This window comes from Microbacterium sp. K2 (genome assembly GCF_051365005.1).
GTDB lineage: Bacteria > Actinomycetota > Actinomycetes > Actinomycetales > Microbacteriaceae > Microbacterium > Microbacterium foliorum_B.
This window is the reverse complement of sequence record NZ_JBLWII010000001.1, coordinates 2379439-2395458: the sequence shown is the minus strand read 5'-3', so window position 1 is coordinate 2395458 and position 16020 is coordinate 2379439. Positions and strand designations below refer to the sequence as shown.

Below are 16020 nucleotides of genomic sequence, written 5' to 3'. Positions count from 1 at the left end.
AAGCCCCGCCGCCGACGGACTACTTCGCGAGACGGCTGCGGACAGCGCGCTCGGTGAGCACGGTGAGATAGTCGGTGACCCTGCTGTTCGAGATCTTTCCGAGTTCCTCGACGGCGAGCGACGAGATGTGCTCCTGCTGGACTTCGGGATAGCGCTCAGCCAGTCGGTCGGTGACTTGCTTCACGATCTCTTGCGGATTGATGTTCGTCGCCACAGCAGCATCGTACGCCGCGCAGGTCGGCTCAACCTAGAGCGGGATTCGAGCCTGAACGAGGCGTACACACCGGATCAGTTGAAGTCGCCGCCCGGTGCCATGTCCATGAAGCGCGAGTAGTGACCCTGGAAGGCCACGGTGATCGTCGCGGTCGGGCCGTTACGGTGCTTGGCCACGATCAGGTCGGCCTCGCCCGGACGAACGTCCTTGTCGTAGACGGAGTCGCGGTGCAGCAGGATCACCATGTCGGCGTCCTGCTCGATCGAGCCGGACTCACGCAGGTCGCTGATCGCGGGCTTCTTGTCGGTGCGCTGCTCAGGACCACGGTTCAGTTGCGACAGTGCGATGACCGGCACCTGCAGCTCCTTGGCGATGAGCTTGAGGCTTCGCGAGAACTCCGAGACCTCCTGCTGACGCGACTCGACGCGCTTGCCCGACGTCATCAGCTGCAGGTAGTCGATGATGACCATCCGCAGCCCCTCACGCTGCTTGAGTCGACGACACTTCGCCCGGATCTCGACCAGCGTCATGTTGGGGCTGTCGTCGATGTAGAGGGGGGCATCGTTGATGCGTCCTCGGGTCGCGGCGACCGTCGTCCAGTCCCGAGGGTCGAGGTTTCCCTTACGCATGTTCTGCAGCGGGATCTGCCCCTCGGCGCTCAGCAGACGCATCGCGATCTCGCTCTTGCCCATCTCGAGCGAGAAGAAGACGGAGGGGATGTTGTGACCGATGGATGCCGAGCGCGCGAAGTCGAGCGCGAGCGTCGACTTACCCATCGCAGGACGCGCGGCGACGACGATCATCTGCCCGCCGTGAAGACCGTTGGTGAGCTCGTCGAGCTCTTTGAAGCCGGTCGGAACGCCCGTCATCGAGCCGTCGCGGCCGCTGGCCGCCTCGATCTCCTCGAGCGCGGCGTCGACCGCGATCTGCAGCGGCACGTAGTCTTCGGCGGTCTCCGAGCCGGTGATCGAGTAGATCTCGGCCTGAGCGTTGTTGACGATGTCGGTCGCGTCGCCCTGGCCGTCGTAACCGAGCTGCACGATGCGGGTGCCCGCATCGACCAGGCGACGCAGGATCGCCCGCTCCGACACGATGCCCGCGTAGTAGCCGGCGTTCGCTGCAGTCGGGACGATCGAGGTGAGTGTGTGCAGATAGTCGGCCCCGCCGGCGCGGCTCAGCTCACCCGTCTTGATGAGCTCGTCGGTGACGGCGACGACGTCGGTCGGCTCGCCGTGCGAGTAGAGCGACAGGATCGCCTCGAAGATGAGCTCGTGCTTGGGGATGTAGAAGTCAGCGCCCTTGAGCGTCTCGATCACGTCGGCGACAGCATCTTTCGAGAGGAGCATTCCGCCCAGCGCGCTCTGTTCGGCGAGCGTGTCGTGCGGGGGTGTGCGCTCTGGTGGACGCTTGCCCCCGAGGCGCTCCTCTGAGATGTCGGCGATCGACACGCTGCTCCCTTCGATGCGACGTTCTTCCGGTGTGCTCGGTGCCGGCTGCGTCGGTCACTCGATGCGATTCAGCTCGAGAAGGACCGTTCGCACAGCAAACCAGGCACTTCCGACATCGGGTCGCTGGACCACGCTACGAGCGGCGGTTTTCGGTCGCAACATGCCCTGTGGATAACTATGTGGAAAGCGTGCGAACAAGTCCGGAGAGTCTGTGCAGAACACATGTGGATAACTCGGTGGAGTACCTCGAAATAGAGTTCTATTTTTTCCGTTGACCTGGGGTTTAGAGTTTCCCCAGCCTGTGGATGAGAACGTGGTTCAACCGGGCGTTGAAGGTTGATCGAATCCGGTGGGGGATGTGTAGAACCTGGGGAAAGTCAAGCCGAGATTCAACCGGGCGAGTCACACTGCGCAACCCTCTGAAATGTGCGCGCGATCTCGCGGTTTTCGAGCGGAACCCTCTAGACATCGCGATATACCGGGAGTATCGTCACCGGCAATCGACGCAGCGTGCGTCGACGACGAACGATGGCTCTCGGGGGAGGGAAGTCGACGTGAACGCTCAAGAAGCCCGGCGCGGCCTTCCGGCTGTCGCCCTCTGGGGCAGCCTGGGCGCGGTCGCGTGGGCGGCGATCACGGTCTTCACCGGAGGGTCGTCTGCGAGCGCCGACGACAGCTCGAACGATTCGCTGCTCGGCGGCGCCGCGTCTGTCGTGAGCGAGACGGTCTCGACCGTCGAAGACACGGTGACGGCAGTGACTGCACCGGTCGCGGCGCCGGTCGCACCCGTCGTCACGCAGGTGGCTGCACCGGTCGTCACCCAGGTCGTCGAGCCGGTCGTCACCCAGGTCGCCGCACCCGTCGTCACCCACGTCGCCGCACCCGTCGTCACCCACGTCGTCGAGCCCGTGCAGCAGATTGCTCAGCCGACCGTCGACCACGTCTCGGAGACGATCGCGCAGGTTCCGGTCGTCGGCCCAGCGACGTCGCCGATCATCGACGTCGCCGTGGACACCGCCGAGGCCGTGGTCACTCCGGTGACCGATCTGATCGACGGATCCCCGGTGGCGTCGATCGTGACGCCCGTGACGGATGTGATCGCAGAGTTGCCGATCGTCGGAGACGTGAGCGACGACCTCGGAGTGCCCACCGTGATCGACGCGGTCGTCGGAATCATCGACCACACGACACCGATCGTCGGCGGGGTCGTCGACGACACCGTGCCGCCGGTGGTCTCGGGCGTCACGCCCACTCGGCCCGCCATTCCGGCATCCGAACCCGAATCCGAATCCGATCCTCTCGGAGCGGCGCCGCTCGGCTCCAGCCCTGCAGGAGTCGCCTCTGCAGCAGCCGATGCGCGGGCAGGCGCCTCCTCCCCCGCGGTCGCGCGCCTTCAGCTCGCCGGGACGGAAGCATCCGACCTCCAGCCGGCGGCGCCCATCGCTGAGCCTGCCACGACTGTGCCGGCATCCGACCGGGGGCACTCGCCGCTGGCACCGCCCGCCGGAGCTCCCGCGGCGCCCTCTTCCTCCGCCGGTTCGAGCGGAGCTTCCTCACTCTCCCCCGCGCTCCTCAGCGACGCGGGTCTTTCTGCGCTCCGTGCTGTGGAGCGCTCCCCCGGCGCACCCGACGACGTCTTGCCGACGTCACTGGTCGCCGACACTGCCGTCTCTCCTGACTGAGGGGTTGTCCGGTCGTTCCTCGTGAACGGCAGATGCCGTGCTGCGCGCGCACATGCTCTTCGCGCGCACCCATCCAGACACACCCAATTCCAGTCAGGAGAAGGTCATCATGCGTACATACATCAAGCGGGCCCTGTGGGGCACGCTTCTCGCCGGCGGGATCACCCTGCTCGGCGCGACGGCCGCGAACGCGGCAGACACCTCAGGAGAAGACGGGCTGCTCTCGGGCACCCAAGCGGATACCGCGATCTCGGCGCCCGTCACAGTCGTCGACAACGCCGTCTCCCTGCTCGGAGATTCGTCCGCTCAGCAGGCCCCGGCGCCGGCTCCGGCTCCGGCACCAGCGCCGGCACCGGCTCCGGCTCCCGCACCGGCCCCCACCACGAGCGGTGACTCCGGCACCGCCTCCGGCACCCAGGCCGTCGTGGACGTGGTCGCGCCGGTCACAGTGACCGGCAATGCGATCACCGTGCTCGGCGACTCGTCGAGCGAGTCGGCGGCGCCGGCCGAGGCTTCCCAGGCACCGGCCCCCGCTCCGGCGATCACGACGAACGGCGATGACGGTCTGCTGTCGGGCACCCAGGGCCTGCTTCAGGTCGACGCGCCCATCACCGTGTCGGGCAACTCGATCGCAGTGCTCGGCGACAGCGAGACCCTCGGACAGGATGCCGCAGCACCGGCGCCCTCGAGCGGCAGCGCAACCAGATCCACAGCGCCGTCGACGTCGGGCGACGACGGCGTCGCGAGCGGCACGCAGGTGACCGCACCCGTGACGGCACCCGTCACGATCGGCGGCAACGCGATCTCCGTGATCGGAGACAGCGAGAGCACCGGAAGCAGCGGCACCACCGCACCCGCGTCCGGAGGCAGCACCACTGCGCCGGAGACGTCGGGTACCGATGCGATCGGGAGCGGCACGCAGGTGACCTCACCCGTCACGGCACCGGTCACCATCGGCGGCAACGCGATCTCCGTGGTCGGAGACAGCGAGTCGACGAGCGGGACCGGCTCCACCGGAACCACCGGGGGAACCCCGTCCGTCGGCAGCACCACCACCGGTGACGATGGAATCCTCGGCGGCACCCAGATCACCGCACCCGTGACGGCGCCGATCACCGCCACCGGCAACGCCGTCTCCGTCGTCGGAGACAGCGAGGCCGGAGGTGGAGCCGGCAGCACCGCACCTATCGCAGGAACACCGTCCACCGGCAGCACCACCACCGGCGACGACGGGATCCTCGGCGGCACTCAGATCACCGCACCCGTGACTCTTCCGATCACGATCGGCGGCAACGCGATCTCCGTAGTCGGCGAGAGCACGGTCACGGCTCCCCCGAGCGATCCCGGAACCGATCCCGGAACCGACCCGGGGACCGATCCTGGCACTGACCCCGGAACCGACCCGGGGACCGATCCTGGAACCGACCCGGGAACCGATCCGGGAACCGATCCCGGAACCGATCCCGGCACTGACCCCGGAACCGACCCCGGAACCGACCCCGGAACCGACCCCGGAACCGATCCCGGAACCGACCCCGGAACTGACCCCGGAACCGATCCCGGCGCAGCCACGGGAGCCGGCACCGACGCCGGCACGCGTGCGACAGCTGTCGCAGGCGGCGCGGCCGTGACAGCATCCGCCCCGGCAGAGGGACTCGCCGCCACCGGTGATTCCACCTCGCTCGGCTTCGCCTCCCTCGCAGCATTCCTGCTCCTCCTCGGAGCCGGAATGCTGCGTCGTCGCCCCATGACGGCGTAGCCGCAGACCCCGGCGGTGTCGACGTCCTCGGGGGAGGAGATGCGACACCGTCGGTGTGCGGGTCCCGTGATGCCCTGCGCAGGTTCCCCAGACCTGCCCGCGTCTGCGATGCCGCACAGTTCACGGATGCCCCGCGTCCCCAGCGCGGGGCATCCGTCGTGCCCGGAACCCGCCGCAAACGCTTCAGATGAGGCCGATGACGATACGCCTAGACTCTCTGAGGGGGAGGTTCAACATGCAGGTCGACTACGGTCAGATGGCGCTCGCGTCGCAGGTACTGCGGAGGCAGCAGGAGACGCACACTCGAGCGATCGCCGACTACATCCAGCGCTACGGCGTCCTCACGCCATCGGATACGGGCATCGTCATGCTGCCGTTCACCGGGGTCTCGCTGGTGGTGGCCATGCTCGGAGTGCAGGCGGCAGACGCCTTCGGGCAGGTCTGCGCGTTGGCGGCCGATCGGGTCGATGATGCCGCGCGCTCGTACGAAGCCCACGAACAGCAGGCCCATCAGGCCGCTCAGCAGCTGATGCAGCAGATCGGCCTGAGCCTCCCTCCGTACCAGAGTCCTCTGTCGTCCTCGCCCACGCTCGGCGCTGCCGGTTCTGCTGCGGATGCCGACCACGGCGCGCCGGAACCGAATCTCATCGTTGAGCTCGTCGAGACGCCGGGAACGCTGTCCGACGGTGTCACCGACCTCTACGAGAACGCGACCTCCCGCATCGACGGATGGCCGGGCGGCGGTTCTGTGAGCGAGCGAGCGGATGCGTCGTCGTGGCTGGTCGCCCCGAACGCCGCCAAGAGCGAGATCGAGAACATGCGATGGGGCGCCGGGCCGGTCCTGGGCGGTGTCGACTGGCTCATCGAGCAGCTCATCGGCATGAGCCTGCTCGAAGACGTCATCATGAAGCCGTTCGCCGGGGACTGGACGGGCATCGAGGAAGTGCAGCAGGCGTGGACCCACGTCGGGGAGGCGATGCGCGCGATCTCCGACAACAGCGCCGGCCTCGCCGAGACGGCCGCCTTCTGGGAGGGCGATGCCGGGACCGCCTATCAGGGCGGGATGACGGCGATCGGACTCGGGGCCTACGGATTGGGAAGCGTGGCCGATACCGTCGCCGGTCTCGTCGGCCAGCTGGTCCTGGCTTCGAAGACCGCGGCCGCGACCATCGGCTTCGCGATCAACCAGCTCTCGCAGACGCTCCTTCGCATGGCGCTCGAAGCGACCGTCCCCATCGCCGGGTGGATCGTCGCCGCGGCAGAGTTCCCCCCCCCCGCGACCAAGATCTTCGGAGTGATCCGCCTGATCTACTCCATCATCAACATCATCTACGACGTGATCGAGAGCGTCGTGTCGGCCCGCGCCCAGCTGGTGGAGAACGTCCTCCGCCTCGAGGATCTGGCCCAGGTCCTCCTCCAGACCACGAGGAAGTACGCATGATCTCTGCGAACGACCCTGCCGCGTGGCGGGAGCGCCTCGCCGCCGTCCGATCGGAGCTCGACGAGCTCTTCCCTCCGGGGGAGGCGGAAGACGCCGAGGAGGCCTTCGCCGCGCAGGCCCGCGCGGGGATGCTGGGGCGCGAATGGCAAGTGCTGCAGGGCCGGATCGATCTCAACCTCACGACGCGAGAGGCCGTGCTCTCCGGGGAGGACGACTCGGTCGAGGCGGCATTCGTGCGTGAGACCGGAGCCCGACAATCGGAGGCGCTCGTCGAAGCCCTGCGGCGCACAGCACCGGGCGATCCGCGTGATCCGGGAGCGGAGCTGCGCGCCCTGCACGCAGAGACGACCGCACGCGGTGCACGCATCGATGCGATGCTCCGCGACATGGCAGCACGTGAGAGGGGGATCTGATGGCGGCCCTCAAAGCGGAGCCGACGCGGATCACCGCCCTGGCGGCGGAGATCTCCTCGAGCAGCGCGCAGATCAGCGCGGCGCTCGCCCGGCTGGAATCGATGTCCGACGACCTCTCCCACCGCTGGAGCGGCGAAGCCCAGGCGGCCTACGCCGCAGCGCATAGCCGTTGGACGAGCCAGATGATCGAGCTCGCGTCCATCGCGAAGGCTGCCGGCGAGCTGGCGGACGAATGGTCGACGGGGCTGAGCGACCTCGAGCGGTCGCTCGCCCAGGGGTGGCCACGGTGACAGAGGATCCGGGCCGCCTGCGGTGGGCCGTCAACGGCGCACGGACATTCCGCATTCCGGCTGATGCCGCAGACGTCGCCCTGGTCGAGATCGACCGTGCGATGCACGCTGCCCACTTCCGTGCAGACGCACCTGGTGCCGAGGCGGGAGTGCAGCGGGTCTACCGACGCGGGTCGGTCGTCGGCGATGTGCTGATCGGCGGCAGCGGGCTCTCGGCCCTCACGACCAGGCTCGGTCCGCTGTCTGCCCGAGGCGTCGCCGTCACCTGGATCGGCCCGGTCGACGCGCACTCGATCCGCGTGATCGTCTCACTCGTCGCGGGCTCCCACGTCGGAGGAGATTTCGTGGACGGGGTCGACGAGGCCGTGAGCGCTCTCGCCTCGCGCGGCGTCCCCATCGAGGACGAAGGCTGGTCACGATCCGTCGACGTCGACCAGACGCTGCCTGCGAATCCCCGTCGCGCCGCCGAACTCGGTCTCACCCGCTAGCCGACTTCGCCAGACGATCCGCGACACAGACCGGCCACGAACGCAGAACGCCCCCTGTCCCGAAGGACAGAGGGCGTTCATACTTCGACGGGCTCAGCGGCCCGCCGACGTCGTCACTTGGCGGCGACGACCTGCAGCGTGATGACTGCGGTCACGTCGTCGTGCAGACGAACCGTGGCCTCGTGCTCACCGGTCGACTTGATCGCCGACGGGATGTGCACCTTGCGCTTGTCGATCGAGCCGAGACCCGCGGCTGCGACAGCATCCGCGATGTGATCGGTCTTGACCGAACCGAAGAGACGACCCTCGTTGCCGGCCTTGACGGCCAGGCGCACCTTGGTGGCCTCGAGGGAGTTCTTCAGCGCCACGGCCTCGTCGCGGTCGTGGATCGCGCGAGCCTGACGAGCAGCCTGGATCGAAGCGACCTGCTTTTCGCCACCGCGGGTCCACGCCGTAGCGAAGCCCTTGGGGATGAGGTAGTTGCGGGCGAACCCGTTCTTGACCTCGACCACGTCACCGGCGCTACCAAGCCCGGCGACCTCGTTCGTGAGAATCAGCTTTGCCATCTCGATACCCCTTACCGGCCGGCGCCAGCGTAGGGCAGGAGTGCCATTTCGCGTGCGTTCTTGATCGCGGTGGCGATCAGACGCTGCTCCTGCACCGAAACACCGGTGATACGACGGGCGCGGATCTTGCCACGCTCCGAGACGAACTTGCGGAGGGTGGAGACATCCTTGTAATCGATGACTCCGACCCGGATCGACTTCGCGGGAGCGGTGGGCTTGCCACCCTTCCGCGGCTTGCGGCGGTCGCCGCTAGACTTTCCAGCCATTGTTTTTCCTTAATGATGAGACGGATGCCGAGCCCTTCGACAGGCTCAGGGACCCGGTTCCAGAAGTTGTTCAGAAGGGGGTGTCGTCGCCGAAGCTGCCCGGAGTGCTCCAGGCATCTGCGCTCGTCGACGAGCCGGGCGTTGACCACGGCTCTTCCGACACCTGCTGCTGCTGTGCGGGGCGCGACTGTCCGCCGCCACCACCGCCGCCGCCACCGGTCGACGCCGCACGGGTGACCTGCGCGGTCGCGTACCGAAGCGAGGGGCCGATCTCGTCGACCTCCAGCTCGATAGCGGTGCGCTGGTTGCCCTCGCGGTCCTGGTAGGAGCGCTGACGCAGACGGCCCTGCGCCATGACGCGCATGCCCTTGGTCAGCGAACCCGCCACGTGCTCGGCGAACTCGCGCCAGACCGACGCGCGGAGGAACAGCGCTTCGCCGTCCTTCCACTCGTTGGCGGCGCGGTCGAAGTTCCGAGGCGTCGAAGCGATGGTGAAGTTCGCCACCGGCAGTCCGTTCTGCGTGTAGCGCAGCTCGGGGTCGGCCGTGAGGTTGCCCACCACGGTGATGACTGTTTCGCCGGCCATCGGACTCAGGCCTTCGCAGCCTTGGCGGCCTTGCGAGCAGCCTTCTCTTCGGTGCGCTTCGCTTCGAACGCGACCATCGCCTGAGCTTCCTCAGAACGGAGGACCTTGGTGCGCATGATCTGCTCGTTCAGCTTCAGCTGACGGTCGAGCTCCTGCGTGGCCTCGCTGGTAGCGGTGAAGTTGACGACGGCGTAGATGCCTTCGTTCTTCTTCTGGATCTCGTAAGCCAGACGGCGCTTACCCCAGATGTCGACCTTGTCAATCGAGCCACCATCGTTGGTGATGACCTTCAGGAACTTGTCGAGCGTAGGAGCGACCTGGCGCTCGTCGATCTCGGGGGTCAGAATGACCATGAGTTCGTACTGGTGCGTCACTTACCCACCTCCTTCGGACTAGAACGGCTTCCGGGACGTTCCCGGAAGCAGGAGGGTGTGTGAACGTCATCCGCCGAGCCACCCGAGTGGGTGCCTGATGGCAGACAACCTTTACAGTCTAGCGGAGAATCCTTCGGCCTGCCCCCACGCGTATCTCCGAGCAGTTGGCATGCTGGAGAGCGTGCGGGCTGACACTCAGCGCGCACACGACCGAAGGGGGAACGCCATGCGCGTCAACAAATGGGGGGTCGGCATCGTCCTGACCGCCACCGTACTGCTCACCGGGTGCACCGCGGGTGCCGAGGAGCCCGCCGAAGATGAGCCCACCGCGGCCGCGGAGGAGACCACCGCGCCCGAGTCCGACTGCCCCGAGCTGACCGAAGGGGCGACCGTCGACGGCACCGCGCTCGGCGCGTGCATCACCGAGGCGATGACCGACACCGCCGGTTACCAGGCCAAGACGTCGATCCTGGGCATGGACACGACCGCCCGGTACAACCCCGCGACGGATGCCGTCGAGACGATCACGCCCATGGGATTGCTGATCCTGATCGGCGACGACGCCTGGGTCAAGACGCCGACGACCGACTGGCAGGTCGCCGACCCGAACTCGAGCGACCCGATCGTGGCCGCGCTCAGCAGCGGCGCGGCGACGGCGGCGGGCACCGACCCGGCCACCGCCGCGGGCGCGCTGACCGGCGAGTTCACCGTCACCGGAACCGGCAGCCGCCTGGGTCAGGACGTCTACCTCGTCAGCGGCACGTCCGAGGCGCAGGGCGTGCCTGTCGACGTGGTGTTCGAGGTCACCGACGACTACGTGGTGCTGGCGACGACCGGCAGCACCGAGGCCGCCGGCCAGATGATCGAGACCTCGCTCGAGATCACCGAGTGGGACGTCGAGCAGGACATCGTCGCACCTCTCTGATCCACGAGCGGATGCTGCGGGCCGGGGCGATCGCCTCGGCCCGCAGTGCGTTCCGGGGCTTTCTGGCGCAGCATCCGTTCTGGTCATCCCGTGGGCCATCCCGTGGGGCCATCCCTTCGAGAGGAGAACCCTCCTTCGGGAGGAGACTCAGGCTCGAAATGTCCTCCCCAGGCGCAGGTCTCCTCCCGAGGGGCAGAGCTCCTCCCGAGCGCCCGAACGAGGGAACAGGCGAGGCACGTCAGTCGATGACGGGGGCGATCTCCGACCAGACGGTGCGCTCGTTCGTCGAGGGGGCGACCGGGATGCGCCCGGCGCCGTCGGGCTCGGGGATCGCGGCGAGCAACGCCTGCGTGTACGGATGCTGCGGCGCAGACCACACCCGATCGGTCGCCCCCGCTTCGAGCACCCGCCCCGCGAACATGACGAAGGTGCGGTCGGCGATGCGGCGCACCACGGCGAGGTCGTGCGAGATGAACAGCATGCCCGCACCGGACTCGGCGACCAGGTCACGCATGAGCCCCGCGACGCTCGTCTGGGTCGATGCATCCAGAGCCGAGATCGGTTCGTCGGCGACGAGCAGCGACGGCCGTGCGGCGAGCGCCCGCGCGATCGCGAGCCGCTGCTTCTGACCGCCCGAGAACTGATGCGGGAAGCGCGTCGCGACCTCGGTCGGCAGCCCGACCCGTTCGAGCCACTCTGCGACAGTCGATCCTTCGGCTCCGCGGGCACGCGCAGTGGCGATGCCGTCGGCGATCTGCTCGCCCACACGGCGCCGCGGGTTGAGCGACGTCGACGGATCCTGGAACACCATCTGGATGCCGGTGAGCGCGAGGTCGCGCCGACGGATGCCCAGCGGCTTGACGTGCGCATCGCGGAAGCGCACCTCTCCCCCGGCGAGCTTCTCGATGCCGACGACCGCGCGGGCCAGGCTCGACTTGCCACTGCCGGATTCGCCCACGAGCGCGACGGTCTCTCCGGGTGCGACGGTCAGCGAGACTCCGTCGACGGCGACGACGGGCGGGCTCCCGGGGTAGCGCACGACAACGCCCTGCGCGTCGAGGACGGCTACTTCACTCATCTGCGGCCTCCTCTTCGGCACCCTTCACGGCCGCATCCGACATCACCGGATCGATGAGAGCGGGGTCAGGTGAGGCGATCTCGAGCTTCGACCCCGGCAGGGCCGCGAGCAGCGCGCGGGTGTACTCGTGCTGCGGGTCGCGGAACAGCGTCTCGCGGTCTGCCCGCTCGACGATCTGGCCGTTCTTCATCACGGCGACCTCGTCGGCGATCGCGCTCATGACACCCAGGTCGTGCGTGACGAGCAGCACGGCGAGGTTGCGCTCGGTCGCGAGGTCGCGCAGCAGCCGCAGGATGCCGGCCTGCACGGTGACGTCGAGCGCGGTGGTCGGCTCATCGGCCAGAAGCACCTCGGGGTCGCACGCGAGAGCGCAGGCGATCGCGATGCGCTGCCGCTGCCCGCCTGAGAACTGATGGGGGTAGCGCTTGAGCGCGGCATCCGGGTTGGGCACCTGCACGGTCTCGAGCAGCTCGATGGCCCTGGCCCTCGCGAGCTCGCCGCGCAGGCCGAGGTGCACGCGCATGTGATCGGTGAGCTGGCGGCCGATCGGCAGCTGCGGGTGCAGCGACGCCGAGGGGTCCTGGAAGATCATCGCGATGCGCTTGCCCCGGATGCGGTTGAGAGCCCGGCGGCGCATGCCGACCAGCTCCTCCCCCGCGAGCACGATGGATCCGCCGGTACGCGCCTGCCGCGGAAGCAGTCCGAGCACAGCGAGCGAAGTGAGCGTCTTGCCCGATCCGGATTCTCCGGCGAGGCCGTGGATGCGTCCGGGCTCGAGGTCGAGCGAGACGCCGTGCACGAGCGGACGACCGATCTCGATCGTCAGATCGCGGATGCTGAGAGCGGGTGCACCGGTCATGCTGTCGCCCCCTTCGCCGATGCCACGTGCTCGGCCTGCTTCTCGTGCGTGACCTCGGCCGTCGGGTCGAGGATGTCGCGCATCGCGTCACCGAGGAAGTTGAAGGCGAGCACCACGGTGAGGATCGCGAGACCGGGGAAGACTCCGAGCCACCAGGCGTCGAAGTTCTGCATGGCGGCGGAGATCATCGAACCCCACTCGGCCGTGGGCGGCTGCGCGCCGAGGCCGAGGAACGACAGACCCGAGAGCAGCAGGATCGCGGCACCGATGTCGAGCGTCGCGAGCACCAGCACGGGTCCGGCGATGTTCGGCAGGATGTCGATGAACAGCGTCCGCAGAGGCGAGTGGCCGAGCAGGCGACCCGCGATGACGTAGTTCTGCCCGCGCAGGCCGAGCACGATGCTGCGGGTGACTCGGGAGTACTGCGGCCACGAGACCACGATCGCCGCGATCACCGCATTGAACAGCGAGGGCCCGAGCGACGCAGCCACCACCATCGCGAGGATGACGGTCGGGAACGCCATGAACAGGTCGGTGATGCGCATGAGCGTCTCGTCGACCCAGCCGCCGAAGTAGCCGGCGACCGCACCGATCACGGTGCCGATGATCATCGCGGCGATCACGAGCATGAGCGCCAGCGGAAGGCTCACCGTCGCACCGGTCATCAGGCGCGAGAAGATGTCTCGCCCGTTGCCGTCGGTGCCGAGCAGTGTGTCGATGCCCGGCGCCTGCAGACGAGGAAGCACCTGGGCGTTCGGGCCGTACGGCACCCACCACTGCGCGGTGAAGGCGACGATGATCCATGCTCCGGCGATGACGGTGCCGATCACGCCGAGCGGCGTGCGCCAGGCGCGGGGCCAGCGGAACCGGAACCGCCAGGCGCCGGATGCCGAGTCGATGCGGCTCATGCGATCCTCACTCTCGGGTCGAGGACGCCGTAGAGCAGATCGACGACGAAGTTGATGAGGAGGTAGATGAAGCCGACGACGAGACCGACGCCCATGATGCCGGGCAGGTCGAGGTTCGCCGCCGAGTTGTAGGCATAGGTGCCCAGACCCGGCCACGCGAACACCGACTCGACGAGCACGGTGCCCGAGAGCAGCGAGCCGAAGGCGACGCCGACGACGGTGAGGATCGGCAGGGATGCGCCTCGGAGCACGTAGTCGAGGATGACGCGCATCGCGGGAAGACCTTTGGCGCGGGCCGCCCGCACGTAGTCGCTGCCGAGCACCTCGAGCACCGACGTGCGGATGAAGCGCGTGAGCAGACCGATCGTCACGAGAGACAGCACCACGACCGGCAGGGCCAGGTGTGCGAGAGCGTCAGCGAAACCGACTCCGTCTCCGTTGAGCAGGTAGTCGACCGTGTAGAGGCCGGTGATGCGGGGAGGCGGCGTGATCGCCGGAGAGATGCGACCGGAGCCGGGCGCGATGCGCAGCTCGAGGAAGAACACGTAGAAGCTGACGAGCGCGAGCCAGAAGGTCGGCACGCTCAGGCCGATCAGCGTCACGATGCGGATGACCTGGTCGGTGACCAGCCCGCGACGGTAGGCCGCGAGCGTTCCGAGCACGACGCTCACCGCGAGGCTGAGGATGATGGCGCCGATCGCGATCTCGATCGTCGCCGGCACCGCGGTGGCCAGGTCGCTGGTGACCGGTCGCCCGGTCACCAGCGATGTTCCGAGGTCTCCTCGAAGCAGGTTGCCCATGTAGATGAAGTACTGGACGAAGAGCGGCTGATCGAGGCCCTGGGCCTTGATGAACGCCGCACGCGTCTCAGGATTCTGCGATGCTCCCTCACCCAGCGCCGCCGACACGGGGTCGCCGGGCACGAGGTTCGTCAGCGCGAAGGTCACGATCGTGACCCCCACGAGCAGGAGCAGCGAGGTGCCGATCCGGCGCAGCAGGTATCCGACGAGCGGCGACCTGCGACGCTGAGCCTGCCGTCGCACGGCCACCGTCGTCATCAGTCAGCCCCGATCAGCCGGCGGGCGTGATCTCGGCGATGTCCATCTCCCACACCGAGTTGTACACGGCGCCGGTGACGGCATCCGCCGTGGCGATGTTGCGGCCGGGGACGATCAGCGGCACGAAGGGGCCCTCGGCCTGCATCGCCTCGGCGAACGAGGTGAAGGCCTCGCTGCGCTGGGCCTCGTCGGTCGCGGCCGCAGCACCGGCTGCGATGCCCGCGATCTCGGGGTTGGCCTCGGCGGCCCAGCCTGCGCGCAAACCGACCTTCAGACCCGGAGCGAACGGAAGGAAGTTCGCGGAGTCGGCGTAGTCCGGACCCCAGAACCACAGGCCGAAGCCCTCGGTGCCGTTGACGTACGCGTCGAGCTCGGTGGCGAAGGGGGCCGGAGCGAGTTCGACGGCGATGCCGGCATCCTCGAGCTGCGCCTGGACGCGCTCGGCGAGCGGGGTGAACTCCACGCCACCGACCGGGTAGTCGTTCGGGAACTGCAGCTTCAGGGTCTGGCCCGTGTAGCCGGCCTCGGCGAGAGCGGCCTCGGCCTTGTCGAGGTCCTGCTCGATACCGGTGTCGAGGGCGCCCTCGAATCCGGGCGGGATCACGCCGGTCGCCTGCACGGCACCCGCACCTGCGAGCTCGAGCAGCGCGTCGTAGTCGAGTGCGTAGCGGATCGCCTCGGCGATCTTGACGTTCGCGAGCTCGCCCGCGACCGCCTCCGACTGGTTGAGCAGCAGGAAGATCGTCTGGCCCGACGGCACCGACTCGACGTTCAGTCCGTCGCCGAGACCTGCGACCTGGTCGCCGTTGAGGTCCATCGCGACCATCGAGTCGCCGCCCTTGAGGTTGGCGAGCTGCGTCGCGCTCTCCGAAACGTTGCGCACGACCACGCGGCCGTAGGCCGCCTCTTCGTCGCCGTTGTACTCGTCGCTCTTTGTCAGCACGACCTGCGACGAGAGGTCGAGCGTGTCGAGCACGAACGGACCGGAACCGGCGGACTCACCGTCGAGGAAGCTCTGCGCACTGTCGGAGCCGTCGATCGATCCGCCGTTCTCGATGACCACGTCGGAGTTGACGATGCCGAGCGCCGGGTTGGCGAGGATCGCGGGGAGCTGCAGCAGCGGAGTCTCGGAGGTGATCGAGATCGTCTTCTCGTCGACCTCGGTGATCGTCAGGCCGCCCAGGAGGAAGTTCGGCTTGGCGTCGGTCATGCCCTGGATGCGCTGCAGGGTGAAGACGACGTCCTTCGCCTCGATCGGCGAGCCGTCGGAGAAGACGCGGTCGCCCTCGAGCGTGAAGGTGAACTCGGTCGCCTCGTCGTTCTGCTCCCACGACGCCAGGCCGGGCACGGGGGTCGAGACATCCGAGCCCTCGAAGTCGACGAGGGTCTCATAGAGCGCCTTGGCGATCATGTTGCCGGTCGGGTCATAGGTGTGGCCGGGGTCGGCGGTCTCGATCGAGAACGCGGTGTCGATGACCAGCGAGTCGGAACCGGAGGACTCTCCCCCGTTGTTCGCCGAGTTGCCACCGGAGCAACCAGCGAGAGCGAAGAGCGCGACAGCTCCGATCGCGATGACGGACGTGCTGCGACGTGACGACATATGGGCCTCCAGGGGCGAGGAGTTTCATCGGGTTCGGTCGACGCCGGGTGGACGACCGGTGATCA

General features: G+C 68.0%; 18 protein-coding genes. 7 read left to right on the top strand and 11 right to left on the bottom strand.

Features of this window, described 5'->3' with window-relative positions; genetic code table 11:
• Nucleotides 1-19: 19 nt before the first annotated feature.
• Both ACLKOY_RS11640 and dnaB read right to left on the bottom strand, forming a co-directional pair.
• Nucleotides 20-214: a three-helix bundle dimerization domain-containing protein gene (locus tag ACLKOY_RS11640; RefSeq protein WP_363573425.1), complete on the bottom strand. Its 195-nt coding sequence runs from the start codon at nucleotides 212-214 to the stop codon at nucleotides 20-22.
• A gap of 74 nt (nucleotides 215-288) precedes the next feature.
• Nucleotides 289-1662, bottom strand: a complete 1374-nt coding sequence (gene dnaB / locus ACLKOY_RS11635; RefSeq protein ID WP_042541564.1) for a replicative DNA helicase — start codon at nucleotides 1660-1662, stop codon at nucleotides 289-291.
• A 554-nt stretch (nucleotides 1663-2216) separates the two neighbouring features.
• On the opposite strand from dnaB, the gene ACLKOY_RS11630 reads away from it, so the two are divergent.
• The 6 genes from ACLKOY_RS11630 (at nucleotide 2217) to ACLKOY_RS11605 (ending at nucleotide 7735) form a co-directional block, all read left to right on the top strand.
• Entirely contained in the window at nucleotides 2217-3344 is a 1128-nt protein-coding gene (locus tag ACLKOY_RS11630; protein ID WP_436453743.1) for a hypothetical protein, read from the top strand.
• Nucleotides 3345-3453: 109 nt separating this feature from the next.
• A complete protein-coding gene (locus ACLKOY_RS11625; protein WP_436453742.1) occupies nucleotides 3454-5103 on the top strand; it encodes a beta strand repeat-containing protein in 1650 nt (549 codons plus the stop codon).
• Between the two features lie 235 nt (nucleotides 5104-5338).
• The gene (locus tag ACLKOY_RS11620; RefSeq protein ID WP_436453741.1) at nucleotides 5339-6544 is read left to right on the top strand and encodes a hypothetical protein; all 1206 of its coding nucleotides are present in this window, start codon (nucleotides 5339-5341) and stop codon (nucleotides 6542-6544) included.
• On the top strand, nucleotides 6541-6957 hold the full coding sequence (locus tag ACLKOY_RS11615) for a hypothetical protein (RefSeq protein ID WP_363573417.1): 417 nt from the start codon (nucleotides 6541-6543) through the stop codon (nucleotides 6955-6957). The genes ACLKOY_RS11620 and ACLKOY_RS11615 overlap by 4 nt, the downstream gene beginning before the upstream one ends.
• Nucleotides 6957-7247, top strand: coding sequence for a WXG100 family type VII secretion target (locus ACLKOY_RS11610; RefSeq protein ID WP_436453740.1), 291 nt, complete (start codon nucleotides 6957-6959; stop codon nucleotides 7245-7247). The genes ACLKOY_RS11615 and ACLKOY_RS11610 overlap by 1 nt, the downstream gene beginning before the upstream one ends.
• Nucleotides 7244-7735 (top strand): hypothetical protein, encoded by a 492-nt coding sequence (locus ACLKOY_RS11605; RefSeq protein ID WP_436453739.1) that lies wholly within the window; start codon nucleotides 7244-7246, stop codon nucleotides 7733-7735. The genes ACLKOY_RS11610 and ACLKOY_RS11605 overlap by 4 nt, the downstream gene beginning before the upstream one ends.
• A gap of 113 nt (nucleotides 7736-7848) precedes the next feature.
• Here ACLKOY_RS11605 and rplI read toward each other — a convergent pair whose 3' ends face one another.
• The 4 genes from rplI to rpsF form a co-directional block, all read right to left on the bottom strand.
• Nucleotides 7849-8301 carry a 50S ribosomal protein L9 gene (gene rplI, locus ACLKOY_RS11600; protein WP_140038506.1) on the bottom strand — a complete coding sequence of 151 codons (453 nt, stop codon included), beginning with the start codon at nucleotides 8299-8301 and terminating at the stop codon, nucleotides 7849-7851.
• 11 nt (nucleotides 8302-8312) lie between these two features.
• Nucleotides 8313-8567 carry a 30S ribosomal protein S18 gene (gene rpsR / locus ACLKOY_RS11595; protein WP_042541518.1) on the bottom strand — a complete coding sequence of 85 codons (255 nt, stop codon included), beginning with the start codon at nucleotides 8565-8567 and terminating at the stop codon, nucleotides 8313-8315.
• 70 nt (nucleotides 8568-8637) lie between these two features.
• Nucleotides 8638-9153: a single-stranded DNA-binding protein gene (locus ACLKOY_RS11590; protein ID WP_042541519.1), complete on the bottom strand. Its 516-nt coding sequence runs from the start codon at nucleotides 9151-9153 to the stop codon at nucleotides 8638-8640.
• A 5-nt stretch (nucleotides 9154-9158) separates the two neighbouring features.
• Nucleotides 9159-9527 carry a 30S ribosomal protein S6 gene (gene rpsF / locus ACLKOY_RS11585; protein WP_042541520.1) on the bottom strand — a complete coding sequence of 123 codons (369 nt, stop codon included), beginning with the start codon at nucleotides 9525-9527 and terminating at the stop codon, nucleotides 9159-9161.
• 226 nt (nucleotides 9528-9753) lie between these two features.
• Here rpsF and ACLKOY_RS11580 point away from each other — a divergent pair, with 226 nt between their 5' ends.
• The gene (locus tag ACLKOY_RS11580) at nucleotides 9754-10452 is read left to right on the top strand and encodes a hypothetical protein (RefSeq protein ID WP_436453738.1); all 699 of its coding nucleotides are present in this window, start codon (nucleotides 9754-9756) and stop codon (nucleotides 10450-10452) included.
• 238 nt (nucleotides 10453-10690) lie between these two features.
• On the opposite strand, the gene ACLKOY_RS11575 is transcribed toward ACLKOY_RS11580, so the two are convergent.
• From ACLKOY_RS11575 to ACLKOY_RS11555, 5 genes are read right to left on the bottom strand one after another with little or no spacing between them, the layout of a single operon-like run.
• The gene (locus ACLKOY_RS11575; RefSeq protein ID WP_436453737.1) at nucleotides 10691-11530 is read right to left on the bottom strand and encodes an ABC transporter ATP-binding protein; all 840 of its coding nucleotides are present in this window, start codon (nucleotides 11528-11530) and stop codon (nucleotides 10691-10693) included.
• Nucleotides 11523-12389 carry an ABC transporter ATP-binding protein gene (locus ACLKOY_RS11570; protein WP_436453736.1) on the bottom strand — a complete coding sequence of 289 codons (867 nt, stop codon included), beginning with the start codon at nucleotides 12387-12389 and terminating at the stop codon, nucleotides 11523-11525. Before ACLKOY_RS11570 ends, ACLKOY_RS11575 begins: the two co-directional genes overlap by 8 nt.
• Nucleotides 12386-13297, bottom strand: coding sequence for an ABC transporter permease (locus tag ACLKOY_RS11565; RefSeq protein WP_363573404.1), 912 nt, complete (start codon nucleotides 13295-13297; stop codon nucleotides 12386-12388). Before ACLKOY_RS11565 ends, ACLKOY_RS11570 begins: the two co-directional genes overlap by 4 nt.
• A complete protein-coding gene (locus ACLKOY_RS11560; protein WP_436453735.1) occupies nucleotides 13294-14355 on the bottom strand; it encodes an ABC transporter permease in 1062 nt (353 codons plus the stop codon). The genes ACLKOY_RS11565 and ACLKOY_RS11560 overlap by 4 nt, the downstream gene beginning before the upstream one ends.
• 13 nt (nucleotides 14356-14368) lie before the next feature.
• Nucleotides 14369-15955: an ABC transporter substrate-binding protein gene (locus ACLKOY_RS11555; protein ID WP_436453734.1), complete on the bottom strand. Its 1587-nt coding sequence runs from the start codon at nucleotides 15953-15955 to the stop codon at nucleotides 14369-14371.
• Between the last annotated feature and the right edge of the window lie 65 nt (nucleotides 15956-16020).